This window comes from Dankookia rubra (assembly GCF_004355005.1).
In the GTDB taxonomy this organism is placed as follows: Bacteria; Pseudomonadota; Alphaproteobacteria; order Acetobacterales; family Acetobacteraceae; genus Paracraurococcus; species Paracraurococcus ruber_A.
Genome location: NZ_SMSJ01000019.1, coordinates 43596 through 58254, shown reverse-complemented (window position 1 = coordinate 58254; position 14659 = coordinate 43596). Strand labels below are relative to the sequence as shown.

Annotated in this window: 16 protein-coding genes; 2 read left to right on the top strand and 14 right to left on the bottom strand. The window is 70.0% G+C overall.

Annotated elements, in window-relative coordinates; genetic code table 11:
- Nucleotides 1-13: 13 nt before the first annotated feature.
- From E2C06_RS15960 to E2C06_RS15925, 8 genes are all read right to left on the bottom strand, one after another.
- Nucleotides 14-379 (bottom strand): helix-turn-helix domain-containing protein, encoded by a 366-nt coding sequence (locus E2C06_RS15960; protein ID WP_133289604.1) that lies wholly within the window; start codon nucleotides 377-379, stop codon nucleotides 14-16.
- Entirely contained in the window at nucleotides 376-972 is a 597-nt protein-coding gene (locus E2C06_RS15955) for a Smr/MutS family protein (RefSeq protein WP_241671309.1), read from the bottom strand. Before E2C06_RS15955 ends, E2C06_RS15960 begins: the two co-directional genes overlap by 4 nt.
- A gap of 7 nt (nucleotides 973-979) precedes the next feature.
- Nucleotides 980-1744: a LutC/YkgG family protein gene (locus E2C06_RS15950; RefSeq protein ID WP_133289602.1), complete on the bottom strand. Its 765-nt coding sequence runs from the start codon at nucleotides 1742-1744 to the stop codon at nucleotides 980-982.
- Entirely contained in the window at nucleotides 1741-1941 is a 201-nt protein-coding gene (locus E2C06_RS15945; protein ID WP_133289601.1) for a hypothetical protein, read from the bottom strand. The genes E2C06_RS15950 and E2C06_RS15945 overlap by 4 nt, the downstream gene beginning before the upstream one ends.
- A complete protein-coding gene (locus E2C06_RS15940) occupies nucleotides 1938-3371 on the bottom strand; it encodes a LutB/LldF family L-lactate oxidation iron-sulfur protein (protein WP_241671308.1) in 1434 nt (477 codons plus the stop codon). Before E2C06_RS15940 ends, E2C06_RS15945 begins: the two co-directional genes overlap by 4 nt.
- Nucleotides 3372-3432: 61 nt before the next feature.
- Nucleotides 3433-3858 (bottom strand): low affinity iron permease family protein, encoded by a 426-nt coding sequence (locus E2C06_RS15935; protein WP_241671307.1) that lies wholly within the window; start codon nucleotides 3856-3858, stop codon nucleotides 3433-3435.
- Nucleotides 3859-3899: 41 nt separating this feature from the next.
- On the bottom strand, nucleotides 3900-4778 hold the full coding sequence (locus E2C06_RS15930; protein WP_133289600.1) for a phytanoyl-CoA dioxygenase family protein: 879 nt from the start codon (nucleotides 4776-4778) through the stop codon (nucleotides 3900-3902).
- A 70-nt stretch (nucleotides 4779-4848) separates the two neighbouring features.
- Nucleotides 4849-6189, bottom strand: a complete 1341-nt coding sequence (locus E2C06_RS15925; RefSeq protein ID WP_241671306.1) for an ABC transporter substrate-binding protein — start codon at nucleotides 6187-6189, stop codon at nucleotides 4849-4851.
- Between the two features lie 121 nt (nucleotides 6190-6310).
- Between E2C06_RS15925 and E2C06_RS38745 the strand changes: the two genes are divergently transcribed.
- Nucleotides 6311-7561, top strand: a complete 1251-nt coding sequence (locus E2C06_RS38745; protein WP_206664557.1) for an alpha/beta fold hydrolase — start codon at nucleotides 6311-6313, stop codon at nucleotides 7559-7561.
- A 10-nt stretch (nucleotides 7562-7571) separates the two neighbouring features.
- Here the strand turns inward: E2C06_RS38745 and E2C06_RS15915 are convergent, their stop codons facing one another.
- From E2C06_RS15915 to E2C06_RS15890, 6 genes are all read right to left on the bottom strand, one after another.
- Complete coding sequence (locus E2C06_RS15915) at nucleotides 7572-8390, bottom strand: sugar phosphate isomerase/epimerase family protein (RefSeq protein ID WP_133289599.1); 819 nt, start codon at nucleotides 8388-8390, stop codon at nucleotides 7572-7574.
- Nucleotides 8387-9544, bottom strand: coding sequence for a dihydrodipicolinate synthase family protein (locus E2C06_RS15910; protein WP_133289598.1), 1158 nt, complete (start codon nucleotides 9542-9544; stop codon nucleotides 8387-8389). The genes E2C06_RS15915 and E2C06_RS15910 overlap by 4 nt, the downstream gene beginning before the upstream one ends.
- A 141-nt stretch (nucleotides 9545-9685) precedes the next feature.
- Entirely contained in the window at nucleotides 9686-10840 is a 1155-nt protein-coding gene (locus E2C06_RS15905) for a Gfo/Idh/MocA family protein (RefSeq protein WP_133289597.1), read from the bottom strand.
- A gap of 87 nt (nucleotides 10841-10927) precedes the next feature.
- Entirely contained in the window at nucleotides 10928-11608 is a 681-nt protein-coding gene (locus tag E2C06_RS15900) for a methyltransferase family protein (protein WP_206664556.1), read from the bottom strand.
- Nucleotides 11605-12231 (bottom strand): TetR/AcrR family transcriptional regulator, encoded by a 627-nt coding sequence (locus E2C06_RS15895; protein ID WP_133289596.1) that lies wholly within the window; start codon nucleotides 12229-12231, stop codon nucleotides 11605-11607. The genes E2C06_RS15900 and E2C06_RS15895 overlap by 4 nt, the downstream gene beginning before the upstream one ends.
- Complete coding sequence (locus tag E2C06_RS15890; RefSeq protein WP_133289595.1) at nucleotides 12231-13928, bottom strand: acyl-CoA dehydrogenase family protein; 1698 nt, start codon at nucleotides 13926-13928, stop codon at nucleotides 12231-12233. Before E2C06_RS15890 ends, E2C06_RS15895 begins: the two co-directional genes overlap by 1 nt.
- A gap of 231 nt (nucleotides 13929-14159) precedes the next feature.
- Between E2C06_RS15890 and E2C06_RS15885 the strand changes: the two genes are divergently transcribed.
- Nucleotides 14160-14606: a CBS domain-containing protein gene (locus tag E2C06_RS15885; RefSeq protein WP_165982426.1), complete on the top strand. Its 447-nt coding sequence runs from the start codon at nucleotides 14160-14162 to the stop codon at nucleotides 14604-14606.
- Nucleotides 14607-14659 lie beyond the last annotated feature (53 nt).

Sequence of the window (14659 nt, the reverse complement as noted above, 5' to 3'; positions counted from 1 at the left end):
CCTTGCCTATCCTTCACCTCTCGGGCGGCAGCGCGTCCAGCACGGCCGCCAGGGCAGCCAATGTCTCGGGCGGTAGCCGGCGGATGTCCCGTGCCAGCCGGTTCGCCAATGCGGTCGCCTCGGCGCTCAGCCCGGCAGTGTCCACCACCACCCGGGGATGCGAGACGCGGGCGAGCCGCACCATTTCCTCGGCATCGTCCCAAATCAGGCCGAAGAACTCGTTCACCTGGTGAATCAGCCCGGGCGAGGGCCGGCCGCGATGGCCGTGCTCGAGCGCTGAAAGATAGGCTGGCGAGACGTGTAGCGCCTGGGCCAATTCGGCTTGGCTGACGCCGCGCGATTCCCGCAACGCGCGTAGCCGGGCGCCGAAGGGCGTCACCGGCTGGCCCCCCTGCCCCGGCGGAGCAGCAGCACCACCGCGCCGGGATTGCCGGCAGAATAGTGCGCCGCGCCCAGCAGCAGGTGCCGCAGCTCCGGCGCATTGAGCCAATGCGGCAGCTCCCGCCGCAGCACGCCGACCTCCTGCCCGGCCGAGCCCTTGCCTGTGACGATGGCGACGCAGCGGATGCCATCGCCCTGGGCGTCGTGCAGGAAACGACGAACGGCCCCGTGCGCGTCCTGTACCCGGCGGCCATGCAGGTCGAGCGTCCGCTCCGGCCGCATGTCCCCCCGGCGCAGCGCCTTCCAGCGCTTGTTGTCGAGTCCGGCAGGGGCATGGCCGATCTGCAGTTCCACCCCGCGATGCGGCAGGACCGGAAGCGGCTTGGGCGGTATGGGCACCGGTGCGGACGGGGCAGGCATGGCGGCCGCGGGCGGTGGTGGCGGTGCGGGCGGCGGGGTCAGCGCCTTGCCCGGCAGCGGCGCCACCTGGGCGCGGCTGGTGTAGATCTGCCAAAGCGCGCGCTCGGCCTCGGTCAGCCCCTGCCGGGCGCGCGGGCGCGCGGGCGCCGCCGATTTCAGCCAGGGCGCCAAGGGAGGCTCAGTCGCCGGGGGCGGCGGGACCGCCGGGCAGCGCCACCGGCGGCGGCGCGACTGCATCGCCCATCGGCAGCGCCGCCAAGTCGTCATCCACCAGGATGACGTGCAGCCGGCGCGGCCCATGCGCGCCGAGTTCCAGCGTCTGCTCGATATCGGCCGAGCGGGAGGGGCCGGTGACGAACATGATGTTGCGCGGCATGAAGCCGCCCGAGCGCGCGTCCTGGTTCTCCGCCCGCAGCCGGTCCCAGGCCTCCTCATAGGCGCCGACGATGGCGCTGGCGCGCAGCACCACTACTTCGGTCTCGGCCAGCAGGTTCAGCGTGGTCGGGCGGCCGGGAGCGGAGGGGAGCATCAGCGTCCCGGTCTCCGCCACCGCCGCCCAGCCATGCTGCAGGCTGACCTGATCGGTCGCCTCGGCCCGGCGGCGCTCGAATTCCAGCAGCGGCCGGTCGGCCCAGGGGATGCCCTCGAATTCCGGGTGCGGCGCCATGACGAAGCGCGACGGCAGGTTCTGCGCCGCCAGGTATTCGGCAAGCGCCGCCGGCACGCCGGCGAGGTCCGGCACCCGCTCGACAGTGCCGAATTCCTTTTCGACGTTGCGGATGAACAGCGCGACCTGGTCGGGCCGCGGCAGGCGGGACCGGGCGGGGATCAGGTGGCGCGGATGCGTTGCCAGCCGCCCGGCCAGCATGGCCTGCTGCTCGGCCGGCAAGGGGCCGCGCTTCAGGCCGCGGCGTATGGCGCCGAGGATGGCTTCCTTGGTCATCGCGCGGGCTCCACGAGGTCAAGCCGGGTGGAGAGGATGGCGTATTGGCTGGCCTGGGTGGCGGCGAGGTTGGCGACCTGCTGCTCGACCGAGGTCATGCGGGCCTTCACCTCCTGCACATCAGCTGTGACCCGATCCATCCTTTCGTCGAGCCGTCGCAGATAGACCATTATCAGGCTGTCCGGTCCGTCGCTCACCGCCGCGCTCCCCGCTGCTGCCGGGCGTAGCGGGCCATGAAGGTGCCGCCCGGCTCCGGCGCCGGCAGGTCGCGTCCCTCGGTCCAGCCGCCGGCCAGCGGCAGGGAGCGGAAGGCGCCTTTGCCGCGCCCGAGCAGGCCGAGCGCGCCGATCGCTGCCCGGGTCGCCCAGCGATAGGCGTTGGGACGCCGGGCGAACCAAGCCCAGAGGTTCAGGTTGCTGCGCTGGGCCGTCGGCGTCAGGTGCCGCTCGAACTCCCGCTCCCGCCAATGGCGCATGAGCTTCGGCAAAGGAATCTTCACCGGGCAGACGCTCTCGCAACGGCCGCAGAAGGTGGAGGCATTGGGCAGCAGCCCGGTCTTGTCGATGCCGACCAGGCTGGGCGTCAGCACCGAGCCCATCGGCCCAGGATAGACCCAGCCATAGGCATGCCCGCCGACCGCGCCATAGACCGGGCAGTGGTTCATGCAGGCGGCGCAGCGGATGCAGCGCAGCATCTCCTGGAAGTCGGTGCCGAGCATGTTGGACCGGCCGCCATCGATGAGCACCACGTGGTACTCCTCCGGCCCGTCGAGGTCGGCCTCCCGCCGGGCGCCGGTGGAAAAGGTGGTGTAGACCGAGAAATCCTGTCCGGTGGCCGAGCGCGCCAGCAGCCGCAGCAGGCTGGTCGCGTCCTCCAGCGTCGGGACTACCTTCTCGATGCTGGCGAGCGCGATATGCACCCGTGGCAGGGTCTGGGTCAGGTCACCATTGCCCTCATTGGTGACGATGACGCTGCTGCCGGTCTCGGCGATCAGGAAATTGGCGCCGGTGATGCCGACATCGGCCTGCAGGAACTTCTCCCGCAGCTTGGTCCGGGCCTCGGCCAGGATGTCGCGGCGCTCGGCGAAGACGCGGTCGGCCGGCAGGTCTGTATGCAGGCGGCGGAAATCGGCTTCCCAGTCCTCCCGGTTCAGGTGGAAGGCGGGGGCGATGATGTGGCTGGGGTGCTCCTGGCGGAGCTGCAGGATGTACTCGCCGAGGTCGGTCTCGACCGGGCGGATGCCGTTGGCTTCCAGGTGGGCGTTGATCCCGAGTTCCTCGGAGATCATCGACTTGCCCTTGGTGACGGTCTTCGCCCCGGCCTTGCGGCAGATCTCCAGCACCACGGCCCGGGCATCATCGGGGGTTGAGCACCAATGCACCATGCCGCCGGCGGCCAGCACCTTTGCCTCATAGGCATCGAGGTAGAAGTCGAGGTTGGCCAGCGTGTGGTTCTTGATGTCGCGGCCGATCTCCCGAAGCCGCTCGAATTCCGGCAGGTTGGCAACGGCCTGGGCGCGGCGCTGCAGGAAGGCGCCCTTGGCGGTACCGAGCGCCTTCTGCAGGCCGGGATCGGCCAGGGCGCGGGCGGCGTTCTCCTTGAAGGCGGGCGAGGTGATGGCGACCACGGGCGAGCTCCTGTCTTCCCCGTATGTAGCGCCTCGGGCTCCGCTGGTCAGGGGGCGATGGCTATCGCTTCGCCTCCACCAGCCGTTTCGCCTGCTCGGCCGCGGCATTTCCCGCATCGGCCACCCGCCGCAGCTCCAGCCTGGCCGCCGCCAGCTCCTCCTCGCTCTGGTCCTCCAGCGCGATGAGCCGGTTGTGCGCACCCTTGGTGGCCCGGATTAGTTCGTCCAGCTTCACGTGAATAGCCTGGGTGTCCCGGTTCTGGGCGTGCTGGATCAGGAAGACCATCAGGAAGGTGATGATGGTCGTGCCGGTGTTGATCACCAGCTGCCAAGTGTCGGAGAAGCCGAAGATCGGCCCGGTCACCGCCCAAACCACCACGACGACAACCGCCGTGATGAAGGCCCAGGACCGCCCGGCCTGGTGCGAGGCCCATTGTGCGGCGCGGGCGAAGGGAGATGATTCGGCCATACGGCGGGAACGCCGCATGGCCGGGCTTCGTTTCGTTCCCGCGGGTTAAACCCCGGCAATCATTCCGCGGCGGCGGCGAAGAAGCGGTTCTTCAGCCCCTTCTGGTTCTCGTAGATCGAGCCCTGCTTCGCCGCCGGCGGCAGCGGCAGCTTGACCGGCACCGGGGTGAGCCGCGGCGTCAGGGTCGGCTTGCCCGCGACCATCAGCCGGTCATAGGCCTCCATCCCCTCGGGAAAGCCGAGCAGCGGCCAGGCATCCGCGGCGCGGAACTGGAACAGCAGCAGCCGCCGGTCGCGGTTCGAGGTATTCGGCGCCGAGCCATGCACCGCCCGCACGTGGTGCACGGTGATCGACCCCGCCTTCCCGGTCAGCGGCACCGCGGCGCGGTAGTCCACTTCCTTCTTCCCGGGATCCATGGCGCCGCAGAAGCGGCCATCCTCCCCATGATGGTCGTGCACCACCGGGTCCTTGTGGCTGCCGGGGATGATCAGCAGCGGGCCGTTCTCCAGCTCCATGTCGTCCATCATCACGCCGACCGCGGCCAGGTCATCGTTGGTATGGGGGTAGAAGGCCCAGTCCTGGTGCCATTCGACGGCGGCGCCGAAGCCGGCCGATTTCAGGTTCAGCTTCGCCGTGTCGAAGCGGATGTCGGGACCCCAGAGGTCCTGCAGCACCGCGACGATCTTCGGGTGCCGCACCAGCGCCGCATAGGCCGCGTGGTGCAGGTGCGGCGCCTTGATGCGGCGGACGCGGGGCTGCGCCGGGGTGTGGCTGTCCTCAAGGTCGTAGATCGCGTCATGCGCGGTGATCGCGCGGGCGCGCTCGACGAAGCCGTCGGTCACCGCGCGCAGCTCGGCGACCTCGGCCGGGCTGAGGACGTCCGGCACCACGATGGCGCCGACGCGGTCGTATTCGTCCTTCTGGGCCTGGGTGAGCATGGACGTGGCCTCTCTCATGTTTGGCCGGCCGGTTCACGTCCTTCGGCTTTGCCTGCGGACGACCGGGCGGCTAGGTCTTGTACCAACGCCGCGCCGCGCGCTGCGCTTCCCGCATGCTCTCGGCCGGGCTCTGCTGGCCGGTGACGACGCGGGCGAACATGTCGACGACGACCCAGTTCTCCCCGACTGCGCCGGCAGCCGGGGTGATCGGGCCACGATAGCCCTCGTAGAACGGGGTATCCATGGCGTCGCTATAGACCTTCAGCTTGGGGTCGAAGGCCCAGACCGCGCTCTGCGCATAGGCCTTCAGCGGCTGCGACCAGTAGCCGAGGCAGCCAGTCAGCCAGGGGTCGTACTGCTCCGCCTCCATCATGAAGCGGATGTACTCCTTCGCCGCATTCGGCACCTTGGTGTATTTCGGCACCATGGCGCAAAGCGTCAGCGCCGTCTCCGGCGCCTTCTTCGCGGCGCCATAGGGCATCTCCGCATGGTCGGTATCGGCGGCGATGGCGTTCTGCGCCGCGTCGGCCGCGGTCTTCAGCGAGTAATAGACCGAGACGCCGTTCTGGGTCAGGCCGATCTCGCCGGAGATGAAGGCGCGGTTGTTGCTGACGCCGTTCCAGGCCATGGTCCCGGCGACCATCGTCTCCTGCATCGCCTTCGCATAGTCGAGCGCCCGCGCCGTCGCCGGGCTGTCCAGCGTGACCTTGCCGTCCTCATCGACCAGCGACGCACCATGCGACCAGAGCAGCCAGTTGGCATAGCCCGGCGCGTCCCCCGGAGCGTGGCTCAGCGCGAAGCCGCAGGGATGGCCGATGCGCTTCAACCCCTGGCAGAGCTTGAGGAATTCGCCGAGGTCGTTCGGGATGCCGTCGAACCCGGCCTCCTTCACCCAGGACTTGCGGTAGACCACCGGCCCGGTGGTGCCGCCCATCGGCAGGCCGAGCCAGGACTTCGACTTCCAGCGCCGTCCATAGGTCTCCGCCAGTTCGTACCAGCCGCCGTACTTCGCGCCGAGATAGTCGGCGAGGTCGGTGACCTCGAGCAGCTTGTCGGCATAGAGGTGCGGGTCGGCGCTGAAGCCGATGAGGACATCGGCCCCCTGCCCCGTATTGGTGGCGACCGCGACCTGCACCGGCATGTCCGGCCAGTTCACGTAGTCGACGCGGACCTCGATCCCGGTCTGCTCGGTGAAGCGGCGGGTATTGGCGTTGAAGATCGCCTCGTCCGGGTCGATGTACTTGGCGGGGCGGAGGACCCGCAGCTTCGCGCCGCGTTCCAGCGGGAAGCCCGGCGGCTTCACGTCGGCCCTGGTGATGGCGCGGGCCGGCAGGGCGCCGCCGACGAGCAGCCCGGCGCCCAGCGCCATGGCCCCGCGCCGGCCGGGCCGGGGCATCCTGGGGTCCGTCATGCTTTCCTCCCGCGGTTGGTCCGCTGCGCAACGCTAACGGTATGCCGCGCCGGCCGGCAAGCCGCGTGACCGCGAGCCGCCCCGGCGATAGCCTGCCCGCAAGGGACAGGAGGAAACGCCCATGGATCAGGCGATGGCCGCATGGCCGACGCGCGTGGCGGCCGAGGCGGCGCTGGAACGCCGTGGCCGCACGCTGGATGCCGATGTGCTGATCGAGATCGGCGACAAGGCTTGGCTGGCCTCGATCCGACGCGGCGAGGTGGCGGCGCTGCAGCGCGGCCCCTTCGTGCTGCCCGCTTTCACCCTGGCGCTGCGCATCACCGCCGAGGGCATGGCGCGCTTTCTCGCCCCCGCCCCGGTACCCGGTTGGCACGACCTGCTGGCGCTGCGCCGCCAGGGCGCGCTGCGGATCGAGGGCGACACCACCACCTTCTTCGCCCACCTCGCCTGGTTCAAGGGCGCGCTGGCGCTGCTGCGCCAGGGCCCGGCGCCGGCGAAGCCCGCGGCGCCCGCTGCCCCCTGGGGCAAGCCGTCCTTCGAGCCGGTGACCGGCCGCTACCTGCGGATGGACATCGAAGGCCGGCCGCACCGCGTCTATGTCGAGGAGGCCGGCGAGGGCGTGCCACTGCTGCTGCTGCACACCGCCGGCAGCGACGGACGGCAATGGCGCGACCTGCTGAACGACACGGAGATCACGCAACGCTTCCGCTGCATCGCCTTCGACATGCCCTGGCATGGCAAGTCCTCCCCGCCCGCGGGCTGGGAGGGCGAGGAATACCGGCTGACCACCGCCGGCTATACCGGGCTGGTGATGGCGGTGGCGCGGGCGCTCAGGCTCGACCGGCCGGTCGTCATGGGCTGCTCCATCGGCGGGCGGATCGTGCTGGACTTGGCGGCGGAGCATCCGGATGCGCTGCGCGGCGTCATCGGCCTGCAGGGCAGCGCCTTCACGGGCAGCTACTACGACCTTTCGGTGTTGCACCACGCGCGCATCCATGGCGGCGAGGTCTGCGGCGCGATGGTCTCGGGGCTGGTCGGCCCTACCGCCCCCGAGGCGGGGAAATGGGAGACGCTATGGCACTACATGCAGGGCGGCCCCGGCGTGTTCCGCGGCGACCTGCATTTTTACGCCGAGGAGGGCGACCTCCGCGGCAAGCTCGCCCGCATCGACACCGCGCGCTGCCCGGTTGCCTTGCTGTGCGGCGAGTTCGACTATTCCTGCCGGCCGGAGGATACAAGGGCGACCGCGGCGGCGATTCCGGGCGCGACGGCAGTGATCATGCCGGGCCTCGGTCATTTCCCGATGAGCGAGAACTTCGCCGGGCTCCGGCCGCATCTGCTGCCGGTGTTGGAGGCGATGGCGGGGCGCTGAACCCCGCCGCTCAACACGCCGTCGCGTGCCGCGCCTTGATCAGGCGCAGCACCTCGTCCGGGTCCTCCGCCCACCAGCGCCTCGACAGCAGCTCGACCTCGACGAAGCCGCGGTAGCCCGCCGCTTCCGCCAGCGCCCGGATGCGCGGGATGTCGATGCAGCCGTCGCCCATCATGCCGCGGTCGAAGACCAGGTCGGTCGTCGGCACCAGCCAGTCGCAGGCATGGAAGGCGGCGATGCGGCCCTTGGCGCGGGACATCTCGCGTTCCAACGCCGGGTCCCACCAGACGTGGTAGACGTCGAGCGCGACGCCAGTGCCGGCGCCGAGCTCGTCGCAAAGGTCGAGCGCCTGGCCGAGCGTGCTGAGCACGCTGCGGTCGGCGCAGGTCATCGGGTGCAGCGGCTCGAGCGCCAGGGTCACGCCGGCGGCGCGCGCCTCGGCCAGGATGGCGTGCAGGCCGTCCCGCACCATCTCCCGCGCGCCGGGCAGATCCTTCGACCCGGGCGGCAGGCCGCCGCAGACCATGACCAGGCAGGCGGCGCCGAGCGCTTGGGCCTCGGCGATGGCGCGGCGGTTGTCCTCGATCGCGGCGGCGCGACCGGTAGCTTCGGCGGCGGGGAACATGCCGCCGCGGCAGAGGCCGGTGACTGTCAGGCCCGCGTCGCGGATCCGCCGCGCCGCAGCCTCGACGCCCATGGCGGCCAGCACGTCGCGCCAGGGGGAGATGCCGGGGATGCCGTGCCGGGCGCAGCCCTCGATGCAGTCGGCAAGGCCCCAGCGTTCCTTCACCGTGACGGTGTTCAGCGACAGCGGACCGGGCGGGCTCATGCGACGCCGTGCACCGCGAGCAGCGACCGCATGCGCGCCGCCGCCAGGTCCGGGTCGGACAGCAGGCCCGCCACGTCGGCCAGCCGGAACAGCTCGGAGAAATGCCGGATGCTGCGCGTGGATTGCTGGCCGCCCACCATGGTGAAGTGTCCCTGGTGGCCGTTCAGCCAGGCCATGAAGACCACGCCGGTCTTGTAGAAGCGGGTCGGCGCCTGGAAGATGTGGCGCGACAGCGGCACGGTTGGCGCCAGGATGGCGTGGAAGCCGGCGAGGTCCTTAGCCGAGAGCGCCGCCAGCGCACCGCCGACCGCCGGGGCAATTGGGTCGAAGATGCCGAGCAGCGCGTCGGAATGACCCTCGGCATCGCCGGCGATAAGCTCGGGGTAGTTGAAGTCATCTCCGGTGTACATCCGCACGCCGGCCGGCAGCCGGCGGCGCATGGCGACCTCCTTCTCCTTGTCGAGCAGGCTGATCTTCACGCCGTCCACCTTGGCGGCGCTGTCGCGGATGACGGCCAGCGCCGTCTCCATCGCCTTGTAGTGGTCGGCCTCGCCCCAGTAGCCGTCGAGCGCGGGGTCGAACATCTCGCCCAGCCAGTGGATGATCACCGGCTGCTTCACCTGCGACAGGATGCGGGCATAGACGCGTTCGTAGTCGGCCGGCCCGCGCGCCGCCCTGGCCAGGGCGCGCGAGGCCATGAGGATGATGCGGCCGCCCATCCGCTCGATCGCGGCACACTGTTCCTCGTAGGCGCGGATGACGTCGTCGATGGTCACGTCGGGGTCGGGTGCCAAGTGGTCGGTGCCCGCGCCGCTGGCCATCACCGCGCCGGGCATGTCCTGCATGGCGTCGAGGCTGCGCCGGATCAGCTCCTGCGCTGCCGTCCAGTCGAGGCCCATGCCGCGCTGCGCGGTGTCCATGGCTTCCGCCACGCCGAGCCCGAGCGACCAGAGGTGCCGGCGGAAGGCGATGGTGCGGTCCCAGTCGACCCTGGCGTCGAGCCAGGGGTCCTGCTCGGCCAGCGGATCGGCCACGACATGCGCGGCGGCGAGCGCGAGGCGCGGGACGGGTGGCGTCGCCTTGGGGAAGGCGCGCGGCGCACTCAGGGTGAAGGGCTTCAGGCCGTCCGCGGTGGGCAGGATGATGGTCGGCATCGTCGGTCTCCCGCAAAGGAAGCAAGAGCGGGGAAGAACCCCCGCACCCCCCTTTCCTTTTGTGAGTCTGGCACCCTCCGCGTGGCGGCAGCCGACTCCCAAAATAGATGGGGGGCTCGGGGGGAATACCTTCCCCCCGCCTTATGCTTCGAGCTTTTCCAGATCGATCCAGCGCCGCTCGCGCCAGCTCCGCAGCCCCGCCTCCGCCAGCTGCACGCCCTTGGCACCCGCCATCAGGTCCCAGGGGAAGATCGGCGTCTCGCCGACGAGGTAGCACAGGAACATCTCCCACTGCACGCGGAAGCCGTTCGGATAATCCTGGCTGTTCGGCACCTCCTGCCAGCCCGCGAAGAAGTCGATAGGCTGCGGGATGTCGGGATTCCAGACCGGCTTCGGCGTGTTGACGCGACTCTGCGTCCAGCACTTCTGCAGGCCGGCGATGGCGCTGCCATGCGTGCCGTCCACTTGGAAGGTCGCAAGGTCGTCGCGCCTGACGCGCGTCACCCAGCTGCTGTTGATGTGGGCCACGACACCACCCTTGAGCTGGAAGGTCGCATAGGCCGCGTCGTCCACATCGGCTTGGTACGGCCTGCCGTCCTCCCCGATCCGCTCCGGGATATGCGTGGCGCCGAGGCAGCTCACCGCCTCCACCTCGCCGAACAGGTTGTCCAGCACGTAGCGCCAGTGGCAGAGCATATCGAGGATGATGCCGCCGCCCTCGGCCGCCTTGTAGTTCCAGGACGGGCGCTGCGCCGGCTGCAGGTCGCCCTCGAAGACCCAGTAGCCGAACTCCCCTTTCACGCTGCAGATGCGGCCGAGAAAGCCGCTGTCGATCACCATCTTCAGCTTTCGCAAGCCTGGCAGGAACAGCTTGTCCTGCACCACGCCGTGCTTGATCCCGGCTGCCTTGGCACGGCGGGCGACGTCCAGCGCATCCTCCAGCCGGTCGGCGGTCGGCTTCTCCACATAGATATGCTTGCCGGCGGCAATCGCTTGGCGGATCAGCCCGGCACGGAGCTGCGTGGTCGCAGCATCGAAGAAGAGCTCGTCCTTCGAATCGGCCAGACAGGCGTCGAGGTCGGTGGAGATGCGCGTTACATTGTGCGCGCGGGCCAGCGCTTCCAGCTTGTCGCGGTTGCGGCCGACCAGGACCGGGTCGGGCATCAGCCGGTCGCCATTGGCGAGCCGCACGCCACCATCGGCGCGGATCGCGGCGATGGAGCGCACCAGGTGCTGGTTGGTGCCCATGCGGCCGGTGACGCCGTTCATGATGATGCCGATGCGGCGTTCCGCCATGCTTCCCTCCCGCTGGCCGGTCTGGGTAACCGGCTGGTTACTTTGGCGCGTCACGCCCCGGGCGGTCAAGCTTCACCACAGCCCTTTTCACCAGAGACCGGGCACGAAGCGGTGGCGGACGCGACGGGCATAGTCGTCGTAGCCGGGCAGGCCCTCCCGCAGCGCCGCTTCCTCCCACCCCACCCGAAGCGCCAGGATCGCGGCGCCGATGGGCAGGCCTAGCATCCCGAGCGGCGACCCCAGCAGCAGCGGCATGCCGAGGAAGAGAAGCAGCGCACCGGCATACATCGGGTGCCGCACCCAGGCGTAGGGGCCGGTGTCGACGACATGGTGGCCGCGTTCCGGCTGCATCCGCACCGCGGGAGAGGCAAAGCTGTTGGCGGCGAAGGTCCAGGTGGTCACCGCATAGCCGCCGACGAAGAGCAGCGCGCCGATCCCCTGCAGCCAAGCCGGCATCGCGGCGAAGCGGTGGTGCGCGGCGTCCCGCCCCATGCCGAAGAGCCAGAAGCACCACAGCAGGCCGACCGCCAGCAGCAGCAGCTTGTCCCGCCGCGGCTGGTTGCCATGCGCCGGCAGGGTCATGCGTTCGCGCAGCAGCGCCGGGTCGTGCCGCAGCAGGAACAGCCCGACGACGATGCTGCCCAGGCCGAACAGCGCCAGGAAGGCCCAGCCCGCCGGCCAGTCCGCGGTGCGGGCGCCGCGATACAGCAACCAGCCCTGCGCCAGCAGCGCGATGACGGTCTGCACCAGAAGCTTATGCAGCATCATGGCCGCAGATAGCCGCGGATCACGGCGATACAATGGGCCTCTCGCGCCGCCAGCGCAGCCGGATCGCCGAGATCGGCGCGAAAGATGGTGGAGAGCGTATGCAGGTTCGCCACGTAGAAATGCCCGAGCGCGACTATGGTTATGTAGAGCTGCACCGGATCGACCCCGGCGCGGAAGACGCCGGCCGCTTCCCCGCGCGCGAGCACCGTACCGATCTGCCCGACCAGCGGCGAGTACATCGCCGGCACTTGGTCGCTGGCGGCTAGGTAGGCGGCGCGGTGGATATTCTCCTGGTTCAGCAACGCGACAAATTCCGGATGCGCCGCGGTGTAGCGCAAGTTGAAGGCGACAAGCCGCGCCATGGCCTCCTCCGGCGGCAGCGCATCCACCGCCAGCGCACGTTCCTCCGCTCGTTTCATGGAATAGGCGGTCTCGAGCACCGCCAGCCACAATGCCTCCTTGTTGCCGAAATAGGCGTAGATCATCCGCTTGTTGGCGCCGGCTCGCGCCGCGATCTCGTCCACCCGCGCGCCGGCCAAGCCCTTTTCGGCGAATTCCGCCACCGCCGCGTCCAGGATACGTTGCCGTGTCGCCGCGGCGCGAGGCGAGAGCGCGCCGTCCATCAGGCGGCCAGCACGCGGTCGAGCAAGGCGTCGGGCACGACCTCGTCCGCATCGGCCAGCGGGTCGCGGGGCAGCACGCGATGGCGCAGCACGGCCTCCGCCAGCGCCAGCCGCGCCGGGTCGTCCAGCCGCCCGGCTTCCCAGGTCATCGCCGCGGCGCTGGTCAGGTGGTAGAGCGCGCTGGCGGCTTGGCGGGCGAGTGCCGGGTGGTCCTGTGCCCGCGTGGCCAGCGCCGCGGCGCGGTCGAACAGCGGCAGCGCCCCCTCCAGCGCCGCACCGTTGCCGAGCAGCCCGGCGACATGCGCCCGCAGCACTGGCAACGAGCCTTCGCGTTGCGCCGCGCGCAACACGTCGAGCGCGACGATGTTGCTGGTGCCCTCCCAGATGCTGCCGAGATGGCTGTCGCGCAGCAGGCGCGGGTCGGCCCACTCCTCGATATAGCCGCAGCCGCCACGCACCTCCATCGCGTCGCCGGTGACGCGCCGGGCGTCGCGACAGGCGCGGAATTTCAGCAAGGGCGTCAGGATGCGCAGCAGGGCATAGGCGCCGTCCTCCCCGGCGTCGCTTCGGCGCAGCGCCTCCGCCGCCTGGAAGACCATGCTACGCGCCTGCTCCATGGGCAGCACGAGCTTCATCAGTTGCCGGCGCATCAGAGGCATCTCGACGAGGCGGCGGCCGAAGGCAATCCTGTGGCGCGCGACGAAAACCGCTTCCGTGACCGCCCGGCGCATCAGCCCGGCGGCGCGCATGCCGTTCGACAGTCGGGAGGCGTTGACCATGTCCGCCATCTGCTTGAAGCCGGCCTCCGGCTCGCCGACCAGGAAGGCGGTGGCGCCATCGAGGCGCACTTCGCCGGAGGCCATGCTCTTGGTCCCCAGCTTGTCCTTCAGCCGGACGATCCGGTAGGCGTTCGACGAGCCGTCTGGCCGTTCCCGCGGCAGCAGGAACAGGGAGACGCCACGCAGCCCTGCGGGGCCACCGACGCGGCGCGCCAGCACCAGAGCCATCCCGGCATCGGCATTGCTGCAGAACCACTTGTCGCCGGTCAGCCGCCAGGTGCCGTCGGCGGCTTCCTCGGCCAGCACGGCGGTCGCGGAGATGTCCGACCCCGCGCCCTGTTCCGTCATGAACATCGCGCCCTGGCGCAGGGCGTCGAGGTCGGTCGCGGTCAGCGCCGGCAGGTAGCGTGCGACCAGCGCCGGGTCACCAAAGCGGCGCAGCGTGCGGGCCAGCGCGTCGGTCATGGACAGCGGGCAGCAAAGGCCGAACTCCGCCTGCACGAAAAGATAGGTCAGCGCATATTTCGCCGCCGGCGGCATCGGCGCCGGCCAGCCCAGCACGCCGGGGCGATGCGACATCGCCGCCAGCCCGTAATCGCTGAAGGCGATCCGCTCCATCTCCCGATAGGCCGGGTGGTACTCGATCGCCTGGGCATCCTCGCCACGCCGTGTGCGGTGACGCAGCACCGGCGGATTGCGGTCGGCCAGCCCCGCCAACTCGTCCAGCCTGCCGCCGGCCAGCGCCCCAATGCGGTCAAGATGAGGCGCCAGGTGCGCCAGCAGGTCGGGCGGCAAGTACAGCGATAGCACCGGCACAAGCCAAGGGTCGACCCGGCATAGGTTCAGCCCGCGGCTGTCCGGCACGGCCTCGGCGCCGGTGGGCGCGGCCTGCTGCGTTGCGGCTGGGCCGATATCCATGGCCTGTGCTCCTTCCCCGGCCTCCAGCTTAGCCCGGGCGGGGCGAGGAGGTAGCGTCGCTCGGCCGCACCCTGGTTGCCGGGCAGCAGGACCTGTCCGCATCCCGCCGATAAGATGAACGCATTTTCACCTTTGCCTCGGTCGTTCCCGTCGTCGTTCGCGTTGTGGTGCGCTGCATCGGCTCGATATGTGTCCAATCGCCCAAGCAAAGCATGTCCGCACGGAGAGGGAGTGCCAGGAAAGACCATCGCCACCGCCCTTACGGGGAAGAGCGCATCCATCATTTCTGTCGTGCCGGAAACCGGTCTGGCGGAGGTGACGCATGTGGTCGCCACTCGCCGGATCGGCGCGGTGGTAGTGATGGATGCCGCCCGGAAGCTCGTCGGCATCCTCTCGGAACGCGACGTGGTGGAAGCCTTTTCGCAGCGCGGCAAAGCGGTACTCGAGTTGAAGGCTGCCGACATCATGACCCGCGACGTGACGATGGTGGACCCGAAAATGCCGGTCGACCTGACCATGGAGATCATGGACCGCAGCTGTTTCGGTCACCTGCCGGTCTGCACCGAGGATGGCGAGCTGACCGGCATCGTCAGCATCCGCGACATGGTGAAGTACCGCATCATGCTGCACCAGCACGACGTGGAGAGCATGAAGGCCTACGTCACCCGCATGGCGTGACCCCTTGGCGCGGCGCCCCCTGCCCGGCAGGATCGCCGCCGCAATCCAAGGGG

Excerpts from the sequence above, each read along its gene's own strand:
- E2C06_RS15900 (WP_206664556.1), bottom strand. The coding sequence starts at position 11,608 with ATGATGCTGCATAAGCTTCTGGTGCAGACCGTCATCGCGCTGCTGGCG.
- E2C06_RS15910 (WP_133289598.1), bottom strand. The coding sequence starts at position 9,544 with ATGCCGACCATCATCCTGCCCACCGCGGACGGCCTGAAGCCCTTCACC.
- E2C06_RS15895 (WP_133289596.1), bottom strand. The coding sequence starts at position 12,231 with ATGGACGGCGCGCTCTCGCCTCGCGCCGCGGCGACACGGCAACGTATC.
- E2C06_RS15915 (WP_133289599.1), bottom strand. The coding sequence starts at position 8,390 with ATGAGCCCGCCCGGTCCGCTGTCGCTGAACACCGTCACGGTGAAGGAA.
- E2C06_RS15925 (WP_241671306.1), bottom strand. The coding sequence starts at position 6,189 with ATGACGGACCCCAGGATGCCCCGGCCCGGCCGGCGCGGGGCCATGGCG.
- E2C06_RS15930 (WP_133289600.1), bottom strand. The coding sequence starts at position 4,778 with ATGCTCACCCAGGCCCAGAAGGACGAATACGACCGCGTCGGCGCCATC.
- E2C06_RS15890 (WP_133289595.1), bottom strand. The coding sequence starts at position 13,928 with ATGGATATCGGCCCAGCCGCAACGCAGCAGGCCGCGCCCACCGGCGCC.
- E2C06_RS15905 (WP_133289597.1), bottom strand. The coding sequence starts at position 10,840 with ATGGCGGAACGCCGCATCGGCATCATCATGAACGGCGTCACCGGCCGC.
- E2C06_RS38745 (WP_206664557.1), top strand. The coding sequence starts at position 6,311 with ATGGATCAGGCGATGGCCGCATGGCCGACGCGCGTGGCGGCCGAGGCG.
- E2C06_RS15950 (WP_133289602.1), bottom strand. The coding sequence starts at position 1,744 with ATGACCAAGGAAGCCATCCTCGGCGCCATACGCCGCGGCCTGAAGCGC.
- E2C06_RS15935 (WP_241671307.1), bottom strand. The coding sequence starts at position 3,858 with ATGCGGCGTTCCCGCCGTATGGCCGAATCATCTCCCTTCGCCCGCGCC.